Annotated in this window: 20 protein-coding genes; 6 read left to right on the top strand and 14 right to left on the bottom strand. The window is 41.7% G+C overall.

Annotation, left to right across the window (positions count from 1 at the left end):
• Positions 1-7: 7 nt before the first annotated feature.
• From secA to nrdR, 11 genes are all read right to left on the bottom strand, one after another.
• Positions 8-2521, bottom strand: a complete 2514-nt coding sequence (gene secA / locus MK409_RS00410; protein ID WP_268704934.1) for a preprotein translocase subunit SecA — start codon at positions 2519-2521, stop codon at positions 8-10.
• A 130-nt stretch (positions 2522-2651) separates the two neighbouring features.
• On the bottom strand, positions 2652-3407 hold the full coding sequence (locus tag MK409_RS00405; RefSeq protein ID WP_268704933.1) for a DNA alkylation repair protein: 756 nt from the start codon (positions 3405-3407) through the stop codon (positions 2652-2654).
• A 143-nt stretch (positions 3408-3550) separates the two neighbouring features.
• Positions 3551-3841, bottom strand: coding sequence for a hypothetical protein (locus MK409_RS00400; protein ID WP_268704932.1), 291 nt, complete (start codon positions 3839-3841; stop codon positions 3551-3553).
• 19 nt (positions 3842-3860) lie between these two features.
• On the bottom strand, positions 3861-4199 hold the full coding sequence (locus tag MK409_RS00395) for a hypothetical protein (protein ID WP_268704931.1): 339 nt from the start codon (positions 4197-4199) through the stop codon (positions 3861-3863).
• Between the two features lie 123 nt (positions 4200-4322).
• Positions 4323-4919: a LemA family protein gene (locus MK409_RS00390; RefSeq protein ID WP_268704930.1), complete on the bottom strand. Its 597-nt coding sequence runs from the start codon at positions 4917-4919 to the stop codon at positions 4323-4325.
• A 160-nt stretch (positions 4920-5079) separates the two neighbouring features.
• Positions 5080-5931, bottom strand: coding sequence for a TPM domain-containing protein (locus tag MK409_RS00385; RefSeq protein WP_268704929.1), 852 nt, complete (start codon positions 5929-5931; stop codon positions 5080-5082).
• Between the two features lie 226 nt (positions 5932-6157).
• The gene (gene der, locus MK409_RS00380) at positions 6158-7468 is read right to left on the bottom strand and encodes a ribosome biogenesis GTPase Der (RefSeq protein WP_045616786.1); all 1311 of its coding nucleotides are present in this window, start codon (positions 7466-7468) and stop codon (positions 6158-6160) included.
• Positions 7469-7481: 13 nt separating this feature from the next.
• On the bottom strand, positions 7482-8195 hold the full coding sequence (locus tag MK409_RS00375; RefSeq protein ID WP_268704928.1) for an NADPH-dependent oxidoreductase: 714 nt from the start codon (positions 8193-8195) through the stop codon (positions 7482-7484).
• Entirely contained in the window at positions 8192-9088 is an 897-nt protein-coding gene (dnaI, locus tag MK409_RS00370) for a primosomal protein DnaI (RefSeq protein WP_033584372.1), read from the bottom strand. Before dnaI ends, MK409_RS00375 begins: the two co-directional genes overlap by 4 nt.
• Positions 9089-10252, bottom strand: coding sequence for a DnaD domain protein (locus MK409_RS00365; protein ID WP_268704927.1), 1164 nt, complete (start codon positions 10250-10252; stop codon positions 9089-9091). It lies immediately after the preceding gene.
• Positions 10253-10726: a transcriptional regulator NrdR gene (gene nrdR, locus MK409_RS00360; protein WP_001203676.1), complete on the bottom strand. Its 474-nt coding sequence runs from the start codon at positions 10724-10726 to the stop codon at positions 10253-10255.
• A gap of 140 nt (positions 10727-10866) precedes the next feature.
• On the opposite strand from nrdR, the gene MK409_RS00355 reads away from it, so the two are divergent.
• The 3 genes from MK409_RS00355 to MK409_RS00345 are packed head-to-tail and all read left to right on the top strand — an operon-like array spanning position 10867 to position 12676.
• The gene (locus MK409_RS00355; protein ID WP_268704926.1) at positions 10867-11232 is read left to right on the top strand and encodes a GntR family transcriptional regulator; all 366 of its coding nucleotides are present in this window, start codon (positions 10867-10869) and stop codon (positions 11230-11232) included.
• Between the two features lie 4 nt (positions 11233-11236).
• Positions 11237-11932, top strand: a complete 696-nt coding sequence (locus MK409_RS00350; RefSeq protein WP_000173182.1) for an ABC transporter ATP-binding protein — start codon at positions 11237-11239, stop codon at positions 11930-11932.
• 15 nt (positions 11933-11947) lie between these two features.
• Complete coding sequence (locus tag MK409_RS00345) at positions 11948-12676, top strand: hypothetical protein (RefSeq protein WP_000498752.1); 729 nt, start codon at positions 11948-11950, stop codon at positions 12674-12676.
• A gap of 31 nt (positions 12677-12707) precedes the next feature.
• Here MK409_RS00345 and MK409_RS00340 read toward each other — a convergent pair whose 3' ends face one another.
• Together MK409_RS00340 and MK409_RS00335 are read right to left on the bottom strand one after the other, a co-directional pair.
• Positions 12708-13403, bottom strand: coding sequence for an LrgB family protein (locus tag MK409_RS00340; protein ID WP_001288940.1), 696 nt, complete (start codon positions 13401-13403; stop codon positions 12708-12710).
• On the bottom strand, positions 13400-13774 hold the full coding sequence (locus MK409_RS00335) for a CidA/LrgA family protein (protein ID WP_025168467.1): 375 nt from the start codon (positions 13772-13774) through the stop codon (positions 13400-13402). Before MK409_RS00335 ends, MK409_RS00340 begins: the two co-directional genes overlap by 4 nt.
• A gap of 196 nt (positions 13775-13970) precedes the next feature.
• Here MK409_RS00335 and MK409_RS00330 point away from each other — a divergent pair, with 196 nt between their 5' ends.
• The 3 genes from MK409_RS00330 to trxA all read left to right on the top strand — a co-directional run bounded on the left by MK409_RS00330 (position 13971) and on the right by trxA (position 15003).
• Positions 13971-14351: a MarR family winged helix-turn-helix transcriptional regulator gene (locus MK409_RS00330; RefSeq protein ID WP_000221646.1), complete on the top strand. Its 381-nt coding sequence runs from the start codon at positions 13971-13973 to the stop codon at positions 14349-14351.
• A 100-nt stretch (positions 14352-14451) separates the two neighbouring features.
• Positions 14452-14673, top strand: coding sequence for a DUF4649 family protein (locus tag MK409_RS00325; protein ID WP_000570263.1), 222 nt, complete (start codon positions 14452-14454; stop codon positions 14671-14673).
• A 15-nt stretch (positions 14674-14688) separates the two neighbouring features.
• Positions 14689-15003: a thioredoxin gene (gene trxA / locus MK409_RS00320; protein ID WP_001029581.1), complete on the top strand. Its 315-nt coding sequence runs from the start codon at positions 14689-14691 to the stop codon at positions 15001-15003.
• Positions 15004-15098: 95 nt separating this feature from the next.
• On the opposite strand, the gene MK409_RS00315 is transcribed toward trxA, so the two are convergent.
• Positions 15099-15767, bottom strand: coding sequence for an MIP/aquaporin family protein (locus tag MK409_RS00315; RefSeq protein ID WP_000714829.1), 669 nt, complete (start codon positions 15765-15767; stop codon positions 15099-15101).
• Positions 15768-15843 lie beyond the last annotated feature (76 nt).

Below are 15843 nucleotides of genomic sequence, written 5' to 3'. Positions count from 1 at the left end.
TCTCATATTATTGTCTCTTTCCATGACAGTTTTTGAATTTCTTACCAGATCCACATGGACATTGGTCATTTCGTCCGATTTGGCTCAAGTCCAAATCTTCTGGAAGATTTGCCTGCTGCGCTGCGATATTACGAGTCGCAGTTGTACTGATATTGTGTTCAACTTGCGGACGTTCTTGTTCATGGATTTGTGCTTTCATCATCAAGCGGGTCACATCGAATTCAATCGATCCAATCATGTCGTTAAACATGCGGAAACCTTCTGCTTGGTATTCTACAACAGGGTTGTTTTGTGCATAACCACGAAGACCAACAGCGTTTCGCAACTGATCAAGGGCATCGATATGGTCAGTCCACTTGTTGTCTACAACACGTAGAATCAAGACTTTTTGGAATTCTTTTACTGCATCTTCGTCACGAAGCTTAGCAACTTGGCTGTCATAGACTTTCAAGGCACGTTGGTAAAGTTCATCCTTGATAGCTTGGTCTGACAAACCTGCAAGATCTGAACGGTTAATTGAATCTTCTGGAAGTAAGTTATACTTAGCAAAGTTCAAGATTGCTTCCAATTTTTCGTCTTCTTTCGAACGAGCATGTGCATCCACGATACGGCCAATGGTACGACGGATCATAGCATGGATTTCAGGTGCCAAGTCACGATCTGCAGTAATGACATCATAACGTTGTGCATAGATGATCTCACGTTGTTCACGCATGACGTCATCGTATTGAAGGACTTGTTTACGAGTGTCGTAGTTGTTTCCTTCGACACGTTTTTGAGCTGCTTCAACCTGACGCGTCAACATGCGAGATTCGATAGCTTCGTCAGACATGTTGAGGCGTTCAAAGACACCTTTCAAACGTTCTGAACCGAAACGTTTCATCAAATCATCTTCAAGAGACAAGTAAAATTGTGACTCACCTGGGTCTCCTTGACGTCCTGAACGTCCACGAAGCTGATTATCAATACGGCGACTTTCGTGGCGCTCTGTACCGATGACACAGAGTCCACCAAGTTCGCGAACTCCTTCACCAAGCTTAATGTCGGTACCACGACCGGCCATGTTGGTTGCAATAGTAACCGCACCACGTTGACCAGCGTTCATGATAATTTGAGCTTCTCTATAATGGTTCTTCGCATTCAAGACTTCGTGAGGAACGCCTGCTGCTACCAATTTCTTAGAAATGTAGTCACTGGTTTCAACAGCGACAGTACCAACCAAGACAGGTTGCCCTTTTTGGTAACGCGCCTTCACATCCTCAATAACAGCCTTGAATTTAGCATCGATACTTGCATAGAGAAGGTCTGAGTGGTCGATACGTTGGATTGGACGGTTAGTAGGGATTGGGATAACACGAATGTTGTAGATTTCGCGGAATTCTTCTTCTTCTGTTTTACCAGTACCTGTCATACCTGCCAATTTCTTATACATACGGAAGAGGTTTTGATAGGTAATAGAAGCTGAAGTCTTGGTCTCGTCTTGAATTGGTACACCTTCTTTTGCTTCGATGGCTTGGTGCAAACCATCAGAGTAACGACGACCTTCCATGGTACGACCTGTAAATTGGTCGACGATTAGGATTTCCTGCTCTTCACTAACCACATAGTCGATATCAAGGATCATGATATAGTTGGCACGAAGGGCATTGTCAACAAAGTGAGTAAGAGCTACGTTTTCGATATCGTAGAGATTTTCTAGTTTGAAGTAGCTTTCAGCCTTGTCAATACCAGAGTCTGACAAACCGATTGTCTTAGACTGCACGTCAATGATATAGTCGTCCTTGTCCAAGGATTTCACGAAGTGATCCGCCATATGGTAGAGTTGGCTTGTTTCAACTGCGTTGGCACCTGAAACGATCAATGGTGTACGGGCTTCATCGATCAAGATCGAGTCCACCTCATCGACCAAGGCATAGTTGAGTGGACGTTGTACCATATTTTCTGCACGAACCACCATGTTGTCACGAAGGTAGTCGAAACCAATCTCTGAGTTGGTTGAGTAGGTAATATCACAAAGATAAGCTTCTTTTTTCTCCATTGGAGATTTAGCTGCCAAGTTGATCCCTACTGACAGACCGAGCCATGAGTAGAGCTCACCCATCTCAGTCGCGTCACGTTCTGTTAGGTATTCATTGACTGTAACTACGTGAACCCCTTTACCTGCAAGGGCATTGAGGTATACTGGCATGGTCGCTGTCAAGGTCTTCCCTTCACCCGTACGCATCTCTGGAACGTCACCATGGTGAAGAACAATCCCACCCATGACCTGAACCTTATAAGGGAAAAGCCCAAGGACACGTTTTGCTGCTTCACGCACTACCGCAAAAGCTTCATATAGCAATGAATCAAGTGATTCACCCTTGTTGTATCGTTCTTTAAATTCGTCAGTTTTTGCTTTTAGCTCTTCGTCTGACATCGCAGCCATTTGACTCTCATAATTAAGAACCTTATCTGCCATCTTTTCTAGACGGCGAAGTTCTCCTTTATCATTTTCAATAATCGTTTTTAAAATATTAGCCATGATTTTCCTTACTTTTAATTCTGAATATTTTAGAATGTTCTTTTCATTTTAGCATATTTACTATTATTTTTCAAGAAAGAATCCTTAATTTACAACGGAAAAGACCAGTCAAAATTCAGCTTTTTTTGCATCAATCTTCTGTTGCTATTTTTTTATTTTTTGTTCGAGATGCATGCTTGATGATCCAGGCACAACTTGGACTCAAATCTTCCCTTTGCCAAGCTTGAATAATTCTTTCAAACTTATCGGGGGCTTCCTTATATAAATCATTTAGATTGTTGGCTACGCTTTTTTGAATGGACTTGTCTCCATCATCCTTTAGATTGGTCAGAATAGTGGTGAAATCCTCAAAATAATCCAATACCACGGTTTGTCTCTTAGCCCAAGGTAGACGGATACGCATGCACTCGCTAGCAAGTCTACGAACGCGCAAGTTTTCATCCTGACTCCATTCTAACAGCAAAGTCATTGTAGCCTTAGGATAGCGAGCCAGTAAGGGTCTCATGGAAAATTCTCCCGTAAACCGCTTGGTGAGTTCCTTACTAAAGGCCGCGCTCAATTCAAATTCCTTGTCTCCATATAGCTCTACATATTTGCCGATTGGCCAAAGCCAATACCCTTCTGAAAACATGCCTAAACCACCCTCTAACTCAGGACCTAAAATTTTCTCAAAAACCTTGAGAGAGTCCTGATAAGATAGGGGGAGACAATCCTTGATACTTTTTGCCAAGAGTTCTTGACGCTGGCTAAACTCCAACTCTTCCAACTCTTTTTCTAGCAACAAGCTGAATTTTTGTCCATCAAAGGCAGGGGACGCTTCTTGCAACCGTCGACTCAAATCCCTAGCATAAGCCAAGTCATAATAATCCTTTACTTTTTTCGCCATTTTTAAATTCCTTAATCTTCTGTTTACGGAACTTATTATATCATATAGATAGCTCGTCAACAAAATCATTTTCACTTCTCAAACTATTTTGTCAAGAAAGTAAAAAGGACTAGAAGCTCGTCTAGTCCATCAATTTTTAATGTTTAATTTCCCAAAAATGCTGGCAATAAGCCAAAGTACAAAAAGAGATTAATCCAGAAGGCCAAGCAAAAGATGATGCCAAAGATAAGAAGACTGATTTTTTTAATCAGCACCGAGTATAGAATGGATAAAACACCAAAGACCACAAAGAGTTTTTTCATAACGAAATAATAAATTGAAACTCCTCCTATATGCCAATCCCAAGGAAGAAAAAACATGAGGAACCAGAGGATGCAAAGCGTAAGGATATAGATTTTGTAATAGCTATACATAAATTGCCTTATCTTTGACATCTTAAACCTCCTCTAAAAATTAGCCATTCTGTGATGAGCCTCTGTTATTGATCTGTCTCAGCTTGAACATTCTCTTCAGGCAGACATAGACTTTCCAGTCATTCACAAGAGACAAAAAGACTAAAAGAATCCATATCCCCCATCTTGTTAGGTCCATGGGATTTTTCAAGATAAAATTGAAAATCAACAAAGAAAAAATTGTAAAAGCGATACTGAATAAAGCCCAAAAAGGGAGATAAATCCAATAAAAGTAATAGAAAAACACGAAATATTTACTATCTTTATCCGCCTTCTCAATCCAATGAAAAAAATAAAAGTATGGTGACAAGACCAAAAGTTGAAAAAGTCTTTCTAGCATAGCTTTCTCCAAGATTTCATTTTATTTTATTATACCAAAAAAACCTGGAAAAGGCTTTCCAGGTTTGAGTTTGAAATTACTAGTCATGCTATAGAAATCACTTTATTCATAAACTGATTCACTTTATTGGCTTGATGAAGAAGTTCCAAAATCAACCTTGGGAACTGTCTTGGCTTCTTCTGTTTCTTTGAAGGTTTCAGCTTCTTTAAAGTTCATCATATTCGCAAAGAGCACAGTTGGAAAACTTCTCAACTTTTGATTGTATTCTACTGCGACCTTGTTATAATCCTTGCGTGCTACAAAGATTCGATTTTCACTGCCTGAAAGTTCGACCATTAGTTGCTCAACATTTTGATTGCTCTTGAGTTCTGGATAATTCTCCGTCAAGGAAATCAAGCGGGAAAGAGCAGAGCTCAACTCTCCCTGAGCCTTTTGATTTTCTTCCGATGTTACTGAGCTACTACCAATTTTAGCTCTAGCATCCGCAATCTTGGTAAAGACTTCGGTTTCATGATTCATTTGTCCTTTAACGGACTCCACCAAGTTACCAATCAAGTCTGAACGACGTTGGAGGGCTGTAGAGACATCAGCCTGAGCCTGCTCCACTTTAGTCTGTTCACCAACCAGACCGTTATAGGTCGTCACTGCGGAACAACTTCCCAGAACTAGTAGTCCAAAGAAAATCGCCACTATTGAGAGAATTACTTTATTTTGTTTCATATCAAAACCTTAACACTTTCTTTTATCAACTTTTCTGAGAAAATACTCAGATTTCAAATCAATTTCCCAAACTTTGTTTTTATTTTTAATTTAGGAGTGAACTGTTGCAAAGGAGTCACCTTACTGCATGGAGAAATTGGTTTGAGTAATATACAATCACTCACCAGTCATCAGACGAACCGCCACCATCAAAACCACCGCCGTCCCAGCCCCCAGATGAATCAGAGCCAGAGTCAGACCAAGAGGATCCTGAATTTGATGAATCACCGCCCCACCAGCCACCGCCAGAATCATCGCCATGTGAACCGCCACCACGACCTCCAGATATAAATCCGATAATCATCACGATGAAGTAAATGAGAATTCCAAATCCGATAACTTCGTCACTCGAACTGCTTTTTCGATGCCGTCTCGAAGAACTGCTCTCACCAGCATACCTTTCAAGTTCCCTTAAGCGACTAGAGTTGGTAGTATAGTCGTAACTACTTTTAGAACTTGAAGCAGTTGTACTCGATCCACTATAGAACATGTAGTTGAGATTATTGACTATTGAGAGAACACCCTTGTTATAGTCACCATTTTTAAAGTAAGGGCGTGCTGTTGTCAAGAACCTGTGAGTCTGATAGTCTGTGATTTTACTGGCCACATTATTACTGGTTTCAATCCGTGATTTTCTATCCTGGACTGCTACCACAATCAAGACACCGTGATTATCTCCCGAATAGCCAATCTTCCAAGCTCTAGCTGTTTCATTGGCAACTGTTTCGATTGTTTCTCCATTTAGGCTTTTCACAACATAAACGCCTACTTGGAATTTTTCTGCTTTTTTACTATTGACTTTATTCAATTCCCGAATCTGACTTATAGTCTCATCCGTTAGATAGTGATCCGGGTCATAGATCCCGTACTCAGGTTTTTCAGGTGCTGTGAATGCTGACAAGAAGAGAAAAACCATCAGCAATCCAAGCAAACGAACCAACAAACTATGTTTAAATAATCTGCTTCTTTTCATAATAACCTCCCTGATAAAGGAAAATTGATTTAAGGAATTATAGCATTTTGATTTTTACAAAAAAAGTGCAATTTCATTACAAATAGGTTACAAAAGCCAAGAAAATGATTGAATTTTGATGACAGATTTTTCCTTCGATTTGACAGGATTTTTTCACCTATTTTATAGAAAAAAGAAGACAGACTAGTCTTCTTTTCAGTTATTCTTATTGAAAAATAAGCAAGGCTTACTTACGTTTTCTTGCGATCAAATGAATCGGGGTTCCTTCAAAGACAAAGGCCTTGCGGATTTGATTTTCCAAGAAACGCAGGTAAGAGAAGTGCATGAGTTCTTCTTCGTTGACAAAGATGACAAAGGTTGGTGGCTTGGTTGCCACTTGAGTTGCGTAGAAAATCTTGAGTCGTTTTCCTTTGTCTGTCGGTGTTGGATTGATGGCAATGGCATCCATAATCACATCGTTCAAGACAGCAGATGGGATACGGGTGTTTTGGCTTTCACTGATTTGCTTAATCATCTCAGGCAGTTTGTGAAGTCGTTGCTTGGTAAGAGCTGAAACAAAGACAATCGGTGCATAAGGCAGGTATTGGAACTGCTCGCGGATGTCTTCTTCCCAGTTCTTCATAGTATGGTTATCTTTCTCAAGGGTATCCCACTTATTGACCACGATGATCATCCCTTTACCGGCTTCGTGGGCAAAACCTGCGATACGCTTGTCGTACTCACGAATACCTTCTTCGGCATTGAGGACCATCAAGACTACATCGGAACGGTCAATAGCGCGCATAGCACGCATGACAGAGTATTTTTCTGTATTTTCATAGACTTTACCAGACTTACGCATACCAGCTGTATCAATCATGGTAAACTCTTGACCATCTGTATCTGTAAAATGGGTATCAATGGCATCACGCGTTGTTCCAGCTACTGGACTAGCAATCACGCGATCTTCTCCCAAAATGGCGTTGATCAAACTTGATTTTCCAACGTTAGGACGACCAATCAAGCTAAATTTAATCACGTCTGGATTTTCTTCTTCGACTTCATGTGGTAGATTTTCCACGATGGCATCCAGTACATCACCCGTACCAATACCGTGGACAGATGAAATTGGCAACGGTTCACCTAAGCCTAGCGCATAGAAATCAAAGATATCATTTCGCATTTCAGGGTTGTCAACCTTGTTAACAGCAAGGATAACAGGTTTATGGGTCTTATAAAGTTTACGAGCTACGTACTCGTCCGCATCTGTAATCCCTTCTTTACCAGAAACGACAAAGACGATGACATCTGCTTCTTCCATGGCAATTTCTGCCTGATGTTTGATTTGCTCCATGAAGGGAGCATCGACGTCGTCAATCCCTCCAGTATCAATCATACTGAAAGAACGGTTGAGCCACTCACCCGTTGCATAGATACGGTCACGTGTCACACCCTCGACATCTTCTACGATTGAGATTCGCTCACCAGCGATTCGGTTAAAGAGGGTCGATTTCCCAACATTGGGACGCCCTACAATGGCAACAGTTGGTAAGGCCATGTTTTCTCACTTTCTAAAATAACTTTTTCTGTTCTAGATTCTTCCGAGTTGAACTAGGTTCGGCTTGGCCAAACTGCTCTGCCAAACGCTGACTCCAAGAGGTCGTCGCACGCGCACCAGCATAGTCTGCCTGTACTTGGTCATAGTCCAAAATCGCTTCAACTGGCTGTTCTTGGTATTCTTCTTCAAAAACCACTTGGTTCAAAGGCAGTCTTGGTTTGACATCATGTTGTTGATTTGGCACGCCAAGGGCAATCCCAAAAACAGGGTAGGTATAGTCAGGCAGGTTAAAAAGCGCTGCCACTTCTTCCGACTTGTAGCGGACCAAACCGATAATCACACCACCATATCCCAGACTCTCAGCCGCAAGCAAGGTATTTTGCCCAGCGAGCGCAGCGTCCACAGACGTGATGAGGAGACCTTCCACTCCTTGGGGTTGGAAAGTGTCTGTATGAAGGCTTGCTCCCTTTTCAGCTCGGTTCAAATCACCAACAAAAAGCAGGAAAGCAGCTGACTGGCGAATGGCTTCCTGAGGAACCAATTCATATAAGGCATCTTTCTTCTCTTGACTGCGTACAAGAATCACAGAGTAGGATTGGAAATTTTTCCAAGATGATGCCATTTGAGCAGCAGTCAAAATCTCGTCCAAGTCCGCTTGAGGAATTTCTTGCTCCTTAAAGCGACGAACTGAAGTATGGGCTTTCATCAGTTTAATGGTTTCTGTCATCGGCGATTTTCTCCTTCTAGTCTGGTTTCCTCAGCTAAATAACGGATTCGTTCCATGACCCGTCTAGCTTCCCAAGTCTCGTCGTTTCCATTCTTTCCTTTGGCAAAATGTTTTTCCAAATCTTGGAAATTAAAGTTGGAAGTAAAGAAGGTCGGCAAATCTTCCTGCATGCGGTACTGGAGAATAACTTGGAGAATCTCATCACGTACCCAAGGTGTCGACTGCTCTGCACCAATATCATCCAAGACCAGGACCTCTGCTAACTTGATGTCATCCACCAAGGTCTTCACAGATCCTTCACCGATGGCATTTTTCACATCAATGACAAAACTTGGATAGTGGAGAATGGTTGTTGAAGCACCACGTTTTTCAGATAGGTCATGGGCAAGAGCCGCCATCATGAAACTCTTACCGACACCAAAATCTCCATAAAGATAGAGACCCTTTCGGATACTTGGGTAAAGGTCAACAAAGGCATAGAGTCTCTCAAAAATCGGCAAACGACCTAGATCATCTAGGTCAATCTGAGCCAATTTCGCTTTCTTGAGACTTGCTGGTAGATTGATCAACTTGAGACGATTCTTGATTGCCGCCTCTTTTTCAGCCGCGATTAGTTCTGGTGTTTCTTCATAAGATACATCTGCATAGCCGTGATTCATGACCAAAATAGGTTTGTAGCCACGCGCTATATAGTCAGCATCCCCACGAAGAAATTTATCCCGTTCTGTGATATATTGGTTGAACTTGGAAATGCTACGATTTAACTCCTCTTGGCTGAGGGATTCTTTCTGGATAAAAGCCGCTACATCGGGGTCCTTCATGATCTGCTGGACCAAGTCCTGATACTGAAAACGACTTGTCTGACGTTTGATTACATCACCAACACTTTCCATCTAGTCTCCTCCTTCTTCTAATCGGGCTAACATTTCTTGTTTTTTACGTTCTAGTTCCAGACGAGTTTCCTCGCTGGTTTGATTCTTGTACTCTGGATTGCTCCACTTAGGAACATTTGTTTTAGTCGAGCTAGTTTTCGATTTCTGGTCTTCCTGACCTTTTTGCTGACGCTCTCGAATCCGAAGCACGGCTTCCTCTGCTGTCCGAATCTTGCGATAGGCATAGTCGTTTGCGACTTTCATAGCGTATTTTTCATTGACATTTGCCGAATCAACCTTGTTAAAGGTTAGAAGTAAGACGATATTGATGACTTCGTCCAACAAGCCTAAAGACGCCATCTGGTGAAGGAGTTCTCTTTCACTTTGGGTGATGTTTCCTTTACGTGTTTGCTTGATTTCGGCTAAAAATTCTAGGGGAGTTTTATTTTTGGCTTCCCTGATAATGGTCATTTCTTTGGGGCTAAAGTCAGAAGATGCTGGCTTTTGCGCAATCTTTTCACGCATGCGTTTGACTGAAATAACCTGAGCCACTGTAGTCGCCTTGGCTAATTGATAGGTTTCAAACCAGGTCCATTTTTTTTCATCTGCAATGGCAAACAGTTCCAAAACATCCGCCTGCTCATTTTCAAAACGCAAACCATCTCGAGCCATCAGGCGCTGAAAATGTTCCAATTCAAAATCGTTTTTTAACTTGCTTTTAGACTCGGTTGGAGTCACTTCTTCGGTCAGGTTTGGAAATACTTGGCTCAAAGAAACAGAGAGTGCTTCTCCCTCACTTGGAGCTTGCTTCATAGAAGCAAGCGCAGTATCCCCAATCTTTCTCTCCAACAGTCTGCTATAGACAGAATGACTTAAAAAATCCTGAATAGGTAGGGGAGAATGAAGCTGCAATTCATAGGTTTCTCCCTTCTGATAAAGGGTCAACAAATCCAAAGTAGATAAGACTCTAAGGGATTGGAGCAAGGTCGGCATGCCAAAGTTTAAGTGATTGAGGATATGGGAAAAGAGGTGTTCCTTTTGACCACCATCCCAAAAGGTAATGGCATATAGATAGAGGCTCAGTGCCTCCTGACCGATAATCGGGAGGTAGCACCGCACCAGAGAAGAGGTATCTTGCGACACCCGATTATTCTTTAGAAAAGAAAAACGGTCATTCGGCTTCATTTATTTTTCCTTTTTCTTTTTAGAGGACTGGGTGATTTGCTGGAGCAGACTCTCCAACTCACTCACATCCTTAAAGCTACGGTAAACACTGGCAAAACGGACATAGGTAATCTCATCAAGCTCTGCCAATTCTTCCATGACTAAAGAACCAATGTATTCACTTTGGATCTCATTCTCACTGCGACTACGGAGTTTTTGCTCAATACGATTGACCACCATGCCGATTTCATCACTCGAAACCGGGCGTTTCTGGGCTGAGCGGATAATCCCATTAAAGATTTTATCTCTCGAAAACTGCTCTCGCGTACCGTCTTTTTTGACGACAACCAGCGTTCTTTCTTCTACTCGTTCATAGGTTGTAAAACGATGCTGGCACTCGTCGCACTCACGTCTTCGGCGGATGGTATTTCCTTCTTCGGCTTGTCGACTATCAACAACACTTGACTTTGTAGCCCCACATTTTGGACAACGCATGCATTTCCCTCCTTGTCGTTTTCTTTTCATTATACCATTTTTTGAGCAATTCCCAAAACAATTCTTATTTTTGCTTGACAAGTTTTTTGTTTTATTGTATTATTTGATTAGAACAAGCAAGACAAAGAAAGGAGACTATGATGTCCTGGTCATTTGATAATACAAAACCGATTTATTTACAGATTATGGAAAAAATCAAACTACAGATTGTTTCCCATGAACTGGAACCCAACCAACAGCTCCCAACCGTGAGAGAACTGGCGAGCCATGCTGGGGTCAATCCCAATACCATCCAGCGCGCCTTATCGGACCTTGAACGTGAAGGATTTGTATACAGCAAGCGGACAACTGGTCGTTTTGTCACCGAGGACTTGGACCTCATCGTTCAGTCCCGCAAACAACTTTCCGAGGAGCAACTGCAACACTTCGTCTCTTGTATGCTTCAATTTGGATACAAAAAAGAAGAACTGCCAAATGTATTAAGTGATTATATCAAAGGAGTTTAAGACTATGACATTATTAGCACTTGAGAATGTATCAAAATCTTATGGAGCAACTGCGGCACTTGACAATATCTCACTAGAGATCTCAGCCGGAAAGATTGTCGGACTCCTTGGACCAAACGGATCCGGGAAAACAACCTTGATCAAACTGATCAATGGCCTCCTTCAGCCCGATAAAGGACGTGTCCTCATTAACGGACAGGATCCAAGTCCAGCCACCAAGGCGATTGTCTCTTATCTGCCTGACACAACTTATCTCAATGAAGAGATGAAGGTCAAGGATGCTCTAACCTATTTTAAAACCTTCTATCAGGATTTTAATCTCGAAAGAGCCCAACACCTGTTAGCTGATCTTGGCATTGATGAGAACAACCGCCTTAAGAAACTATCAAAAGGGAACAAGGAAAAAGTTCAACTCATTCTGGTTATGAGCCGCGAAGCTCGTCTTTATGTCCTCGATGAACCGATCGGTGGAGTGGATCCAGCTGCCCGTGATTATATCCTCAATACCATCATCAACAACTACTCACCAACCTCTACGGTACTGATTTCAACCCACTTGATTTCAGATATTGAACCAATCTTGGATGAGATTATCTTCCTCAAAGACGGAAAAGTCGTCCGCCAAGGAAATGTTGATGATATTCGTTACGAGTCAGGTGAATCCATTGACCAGCTCTTCCGTCAAGAGTTCAAGGCTTAGTTAAAGGAGATTATTATGTTTTGGAATTTAGTTCGCTATGAATTTAAAAATATCAATAAATGGTATCTGGCACTCTACGGTGCTGTGCTTGCAATTTCAGTTTTGATTGGAATTTTTATTAGCAGTCTTAGCCCTAGTTACAACCCTGATAATACAGGCTATCTCATTTTCTTTTTGATTTTAGTCTTCGGGGGACTCAGCGTCACTCTTTGGATTGCAACAATCTTTTTAATCATCCGAAGATTTAAGGGTAGTGTCTATGACCGCCAAGGATACTTGACCTTGACTTTGCCTGTCTCTGAACACCAAATTATTACTGCAAAACTCTTCAGTGCCCTTGTCTGGTCCATCTTAAGCTATATCGTCTTTATCTTAAGTATATTGATTATCATTTTCTTAACACCAATAGAAAAAGACTTCACTTCCCTCTATAACTTCATTTCTCCTTACCTCAGCCACGGTGGACTTTATGCGGTCTCACTACTTGTCAGCTCGATCTCCTGGATCTTGTCCATTTACCTCGCAATCTCAATCGGGCAACTCTTTAATGAGTATCGAACAGCTATGGGAATTCTGGCCTATATCGTCATTTCCATCGTTATTGGTTATATCACTTTCTTCTTCAGAGTTGACAATGACTTTAACGTGATAGCTGGTACAGAAATTCTGCGCAATCTCTTTTTATCAGCTATCTACTATCTCGGAACCTACTATATCTTGAAAAACAAGGTTAACTTGCAATAAAAAATGCCCAGCTAGAAAGCTGGGTTTTTCTTTAACTCAATATCAAGCTGGCTACAAGGGGGCTGACAAAGACATAAAGAATACCAGTGATACCGATAGCTAAGCCACCCATAGCTCCTGCTACAGAGCCGTAGCGAAGGGCCGTTCCTGTTCCGACAGCATGACCTGTCCCACCGAGGGAAAGTCCCACCGCAACTGGATCATCAATTTTCAACCACTTCAAAATGGTTGGTCCGATAACACTGGTCAAAATCCCAGTCGCCACTACGACGACCAAGGTCACAGTCGTCAAACCTTGCAATTTTTCTGTGATCCCCACTGCCATGGCGGTTGTTACTGACTTGGGAAAGAGAGAAATGGCTAGGAAAAAGTCCATACCAAATATTTTCGCTACTATGGCAGTAAAGCAAGTATTGACAACTACTGCTAACAGACTACCAAAGAGAATACTCCGAGCATGGTGCTTCATCAGGTGAAAACTCTTATAAAGCGGAATCCCTAGAGCCACGGTCGATGGGACTATCAAGTTGTTCAGATAAACCCCACCTTGATAGTAGTCTTGGTAAGAAATACCAGTCACCTTGAGAAAAATAATGATAAAAACAGCTGACAAAAGCAAGGGCGTTGTCAAAGGATGGGGAAAACGTCTGTAAATCAACATCCCTACTAGATAAGCTAGGATAGATAATGCAATCCCAAATAGGGGATTGGAAACAAATTCACTCATTTGGCGTCTCCTTTCTCATAATCTCCCTCAAACCGTCGTTTGATGAACTGAACCACTAGGGCTATAAGGATAATATTGATAACAGCCGCAAAAAAGACAATCAAGACAATGGGCAAGAGATAGGGGGCAATGACATCAAACTTTTCCATGATTCCCACTGCTGGCGGCAAAAAGAGAATGGTCATATTGGCCAGCAGAAAATTCCCCACCATATTGACATGCCTGATCCGTAGCCACTTGAACTGTAGGGCTAGAAAGAGAATAATCAACCCGATAATACTGCCTGGGATGGGCAGATGAAAGAAACTAGAAATTCCCTCTCCGATTAGAGAAATCACAAAGAGAATCATTAATTGAACATATAATTTCATCCTAAACTCCATGAAATAGACTTCTTGCATACCAGTTTACTCTTTTTTCAGAAAATTTCAAGGAAATATTGGAATTCTTCTTGCTTGCAAGGATTAGTTAAAAGTAGTATAATCATTGCATGCGCAATCATCTTGTGTTGCAAGAACAGTCAGTCATGACTTTGCTATTTTTACTTTGAAAAGAAAGGAGAAAGCAATGACCTATCTGGAAAAGTGGTTTGACTACAACCGCCGTCAAAAAGAAATGGAAGCCTTGTTAGAAGAAACCATCGCCCAGCAGAGTGAACAAAGGTTGACCTTGAAGGAGTTTTACCTGCTCTACTATCTGGACCTAGCTGATGAAAAATCTTTACGACAGATTGACCTGCCAGATAAACTCCATCTCAGCCCGAGCGCTGTTTCTCGAATGGTGGCTCGCCTAGAAGAGAAAAACTGTGGTCTGCTTAGTCGCCGATGTTGCGATCAGGATAGACGGGCTAGCTTTATCTGCCTGACTGACGAGGGACAGACAACTCTAGCTTACCTGCAAAAGGCTGTCGAAGAAAGACTGGAAACGAGTCTTGAATTCATTTCGTAATCAGATTTTTTAAAAAAGTTGCGTGCGCAATCATTTTTCTTGACATTCCTCTTTCCAAGGAGTACAATAAAGTCAAGATCAAACAACAAAGGAGTTTTATATGATCGAAATTACCTACCTAGATGCCAGCAAGCAAGAGAGAACCATGACTTTCGAGTCTTACCAAGACTTTGAACGTTCTCAACACGCCTGCCTTATCGGCGTCGCGGATTACTATACTGTCCAAAAATTAACCTACAATGGTCATGATTTGGACTACCATGGGACTTATGGAGATGTCTTCTTCTATCTCATGAAACAAGATTTAAGCCAATATAACTAAAAAAGGAGAAATACAATGGCAAAAGCAATTACAGATGCAACATTTGAACAAGAAACAAAAGACGGTTTGGTCTTGGTAGACTTCTGGGCAACTTGGTGTGGTCCATGTCGTATGCAAGGTCCAATCTTGGACAAATTGTCTGAAGAACTTTCAGAAGATGTCTTGAAAATCGTTAAAATGGACGTTGATGAAAATCCAAACACAGCTCGTGCTTTTGGAATCATGTCTATCCCAACCCTTCTCTTCAAAAAAGATGGCCAAGTTGTGAAACAGGTTGCTGGAGTACACACTGCAGAACAAATCAAGGCTATCGTTGCTGAATTGAGCTAATCACGAAACACTCCCATTCAAAAAGGGAGTGCTTTTTTGTTTGCATAGAAAAAGCCCTGTTCCTCAAACTGAGAACAGGACTCTTTTTTCGTTTCTTATTCTTCTGTTCCAAGGCAGTTTTTTGCAACAAGAGCTGCAAGTACACCACCAACGATTGGAGCAAGGATAAAAATCCAAACTTGTTCAAGAGCTGCGCCACCAACCAAGACAGCTGGAGCCAAACTACGAGCTGGGTTTACTGAAAGTCCAGTGATGTTCAATCCTACAAGGATCATAGCCATCAAGGACAAACCGATTACCAAACCAGCAATCGCGCCATTTCCTTTGCTTGCTGATGTTACAGTCATAATAACCAAGACAAACAAGAAAGTTGCGATGACTTCAAACAAGAATCCACCAAAGACAGTGACACCGTTTGCCAAGGCATTTTCACCAAGACTAGCAGTTGACATGCCTGAGTTAGACAAGAGGAAGAATACCGCAGCTGACGCAAGGAAAGCTCCAACTACTTGTCCAAGGATGTAGTTTACAAGTTCTGAAGATGACAAACGTTTGTTTACAAACATAGCGATCGAAACAGCTGGGTTCAAGTGAGCACCTGAAACAGTTCCGATTGAGAAAGCTGCGACTACGATTGCCAAACCAAAGGCAAAAGCAATTCCAAGGTGTCCAAGACCTTCAACACCATTTCCAAAAACAACAGCTCCTGTTCCGATGAACACAAGCATAAATGTACCGATTAATTCAGCAACAAATTTTTTCATGATAAGTCTCCTTTTTTCAAACTATGTATTAGTCTATCAGAAGAAGGAAAGGGTTTCAAGAAATTTGATTGGAAAA

Origin of the sequence: Streptococcus oralis (assembly GCF_026782375.1) — a bacterium.
GTDB classification, from domain to species: domain Bacteria; phylum Bacillota; class Bacilli; order Lactobacillales; family Streptococcaceae; genus Streptococcus; species Streptococcus oralis_CL.
This window is presented reverse-complemented; position numbering and strand designations above follow the sequence as displayed.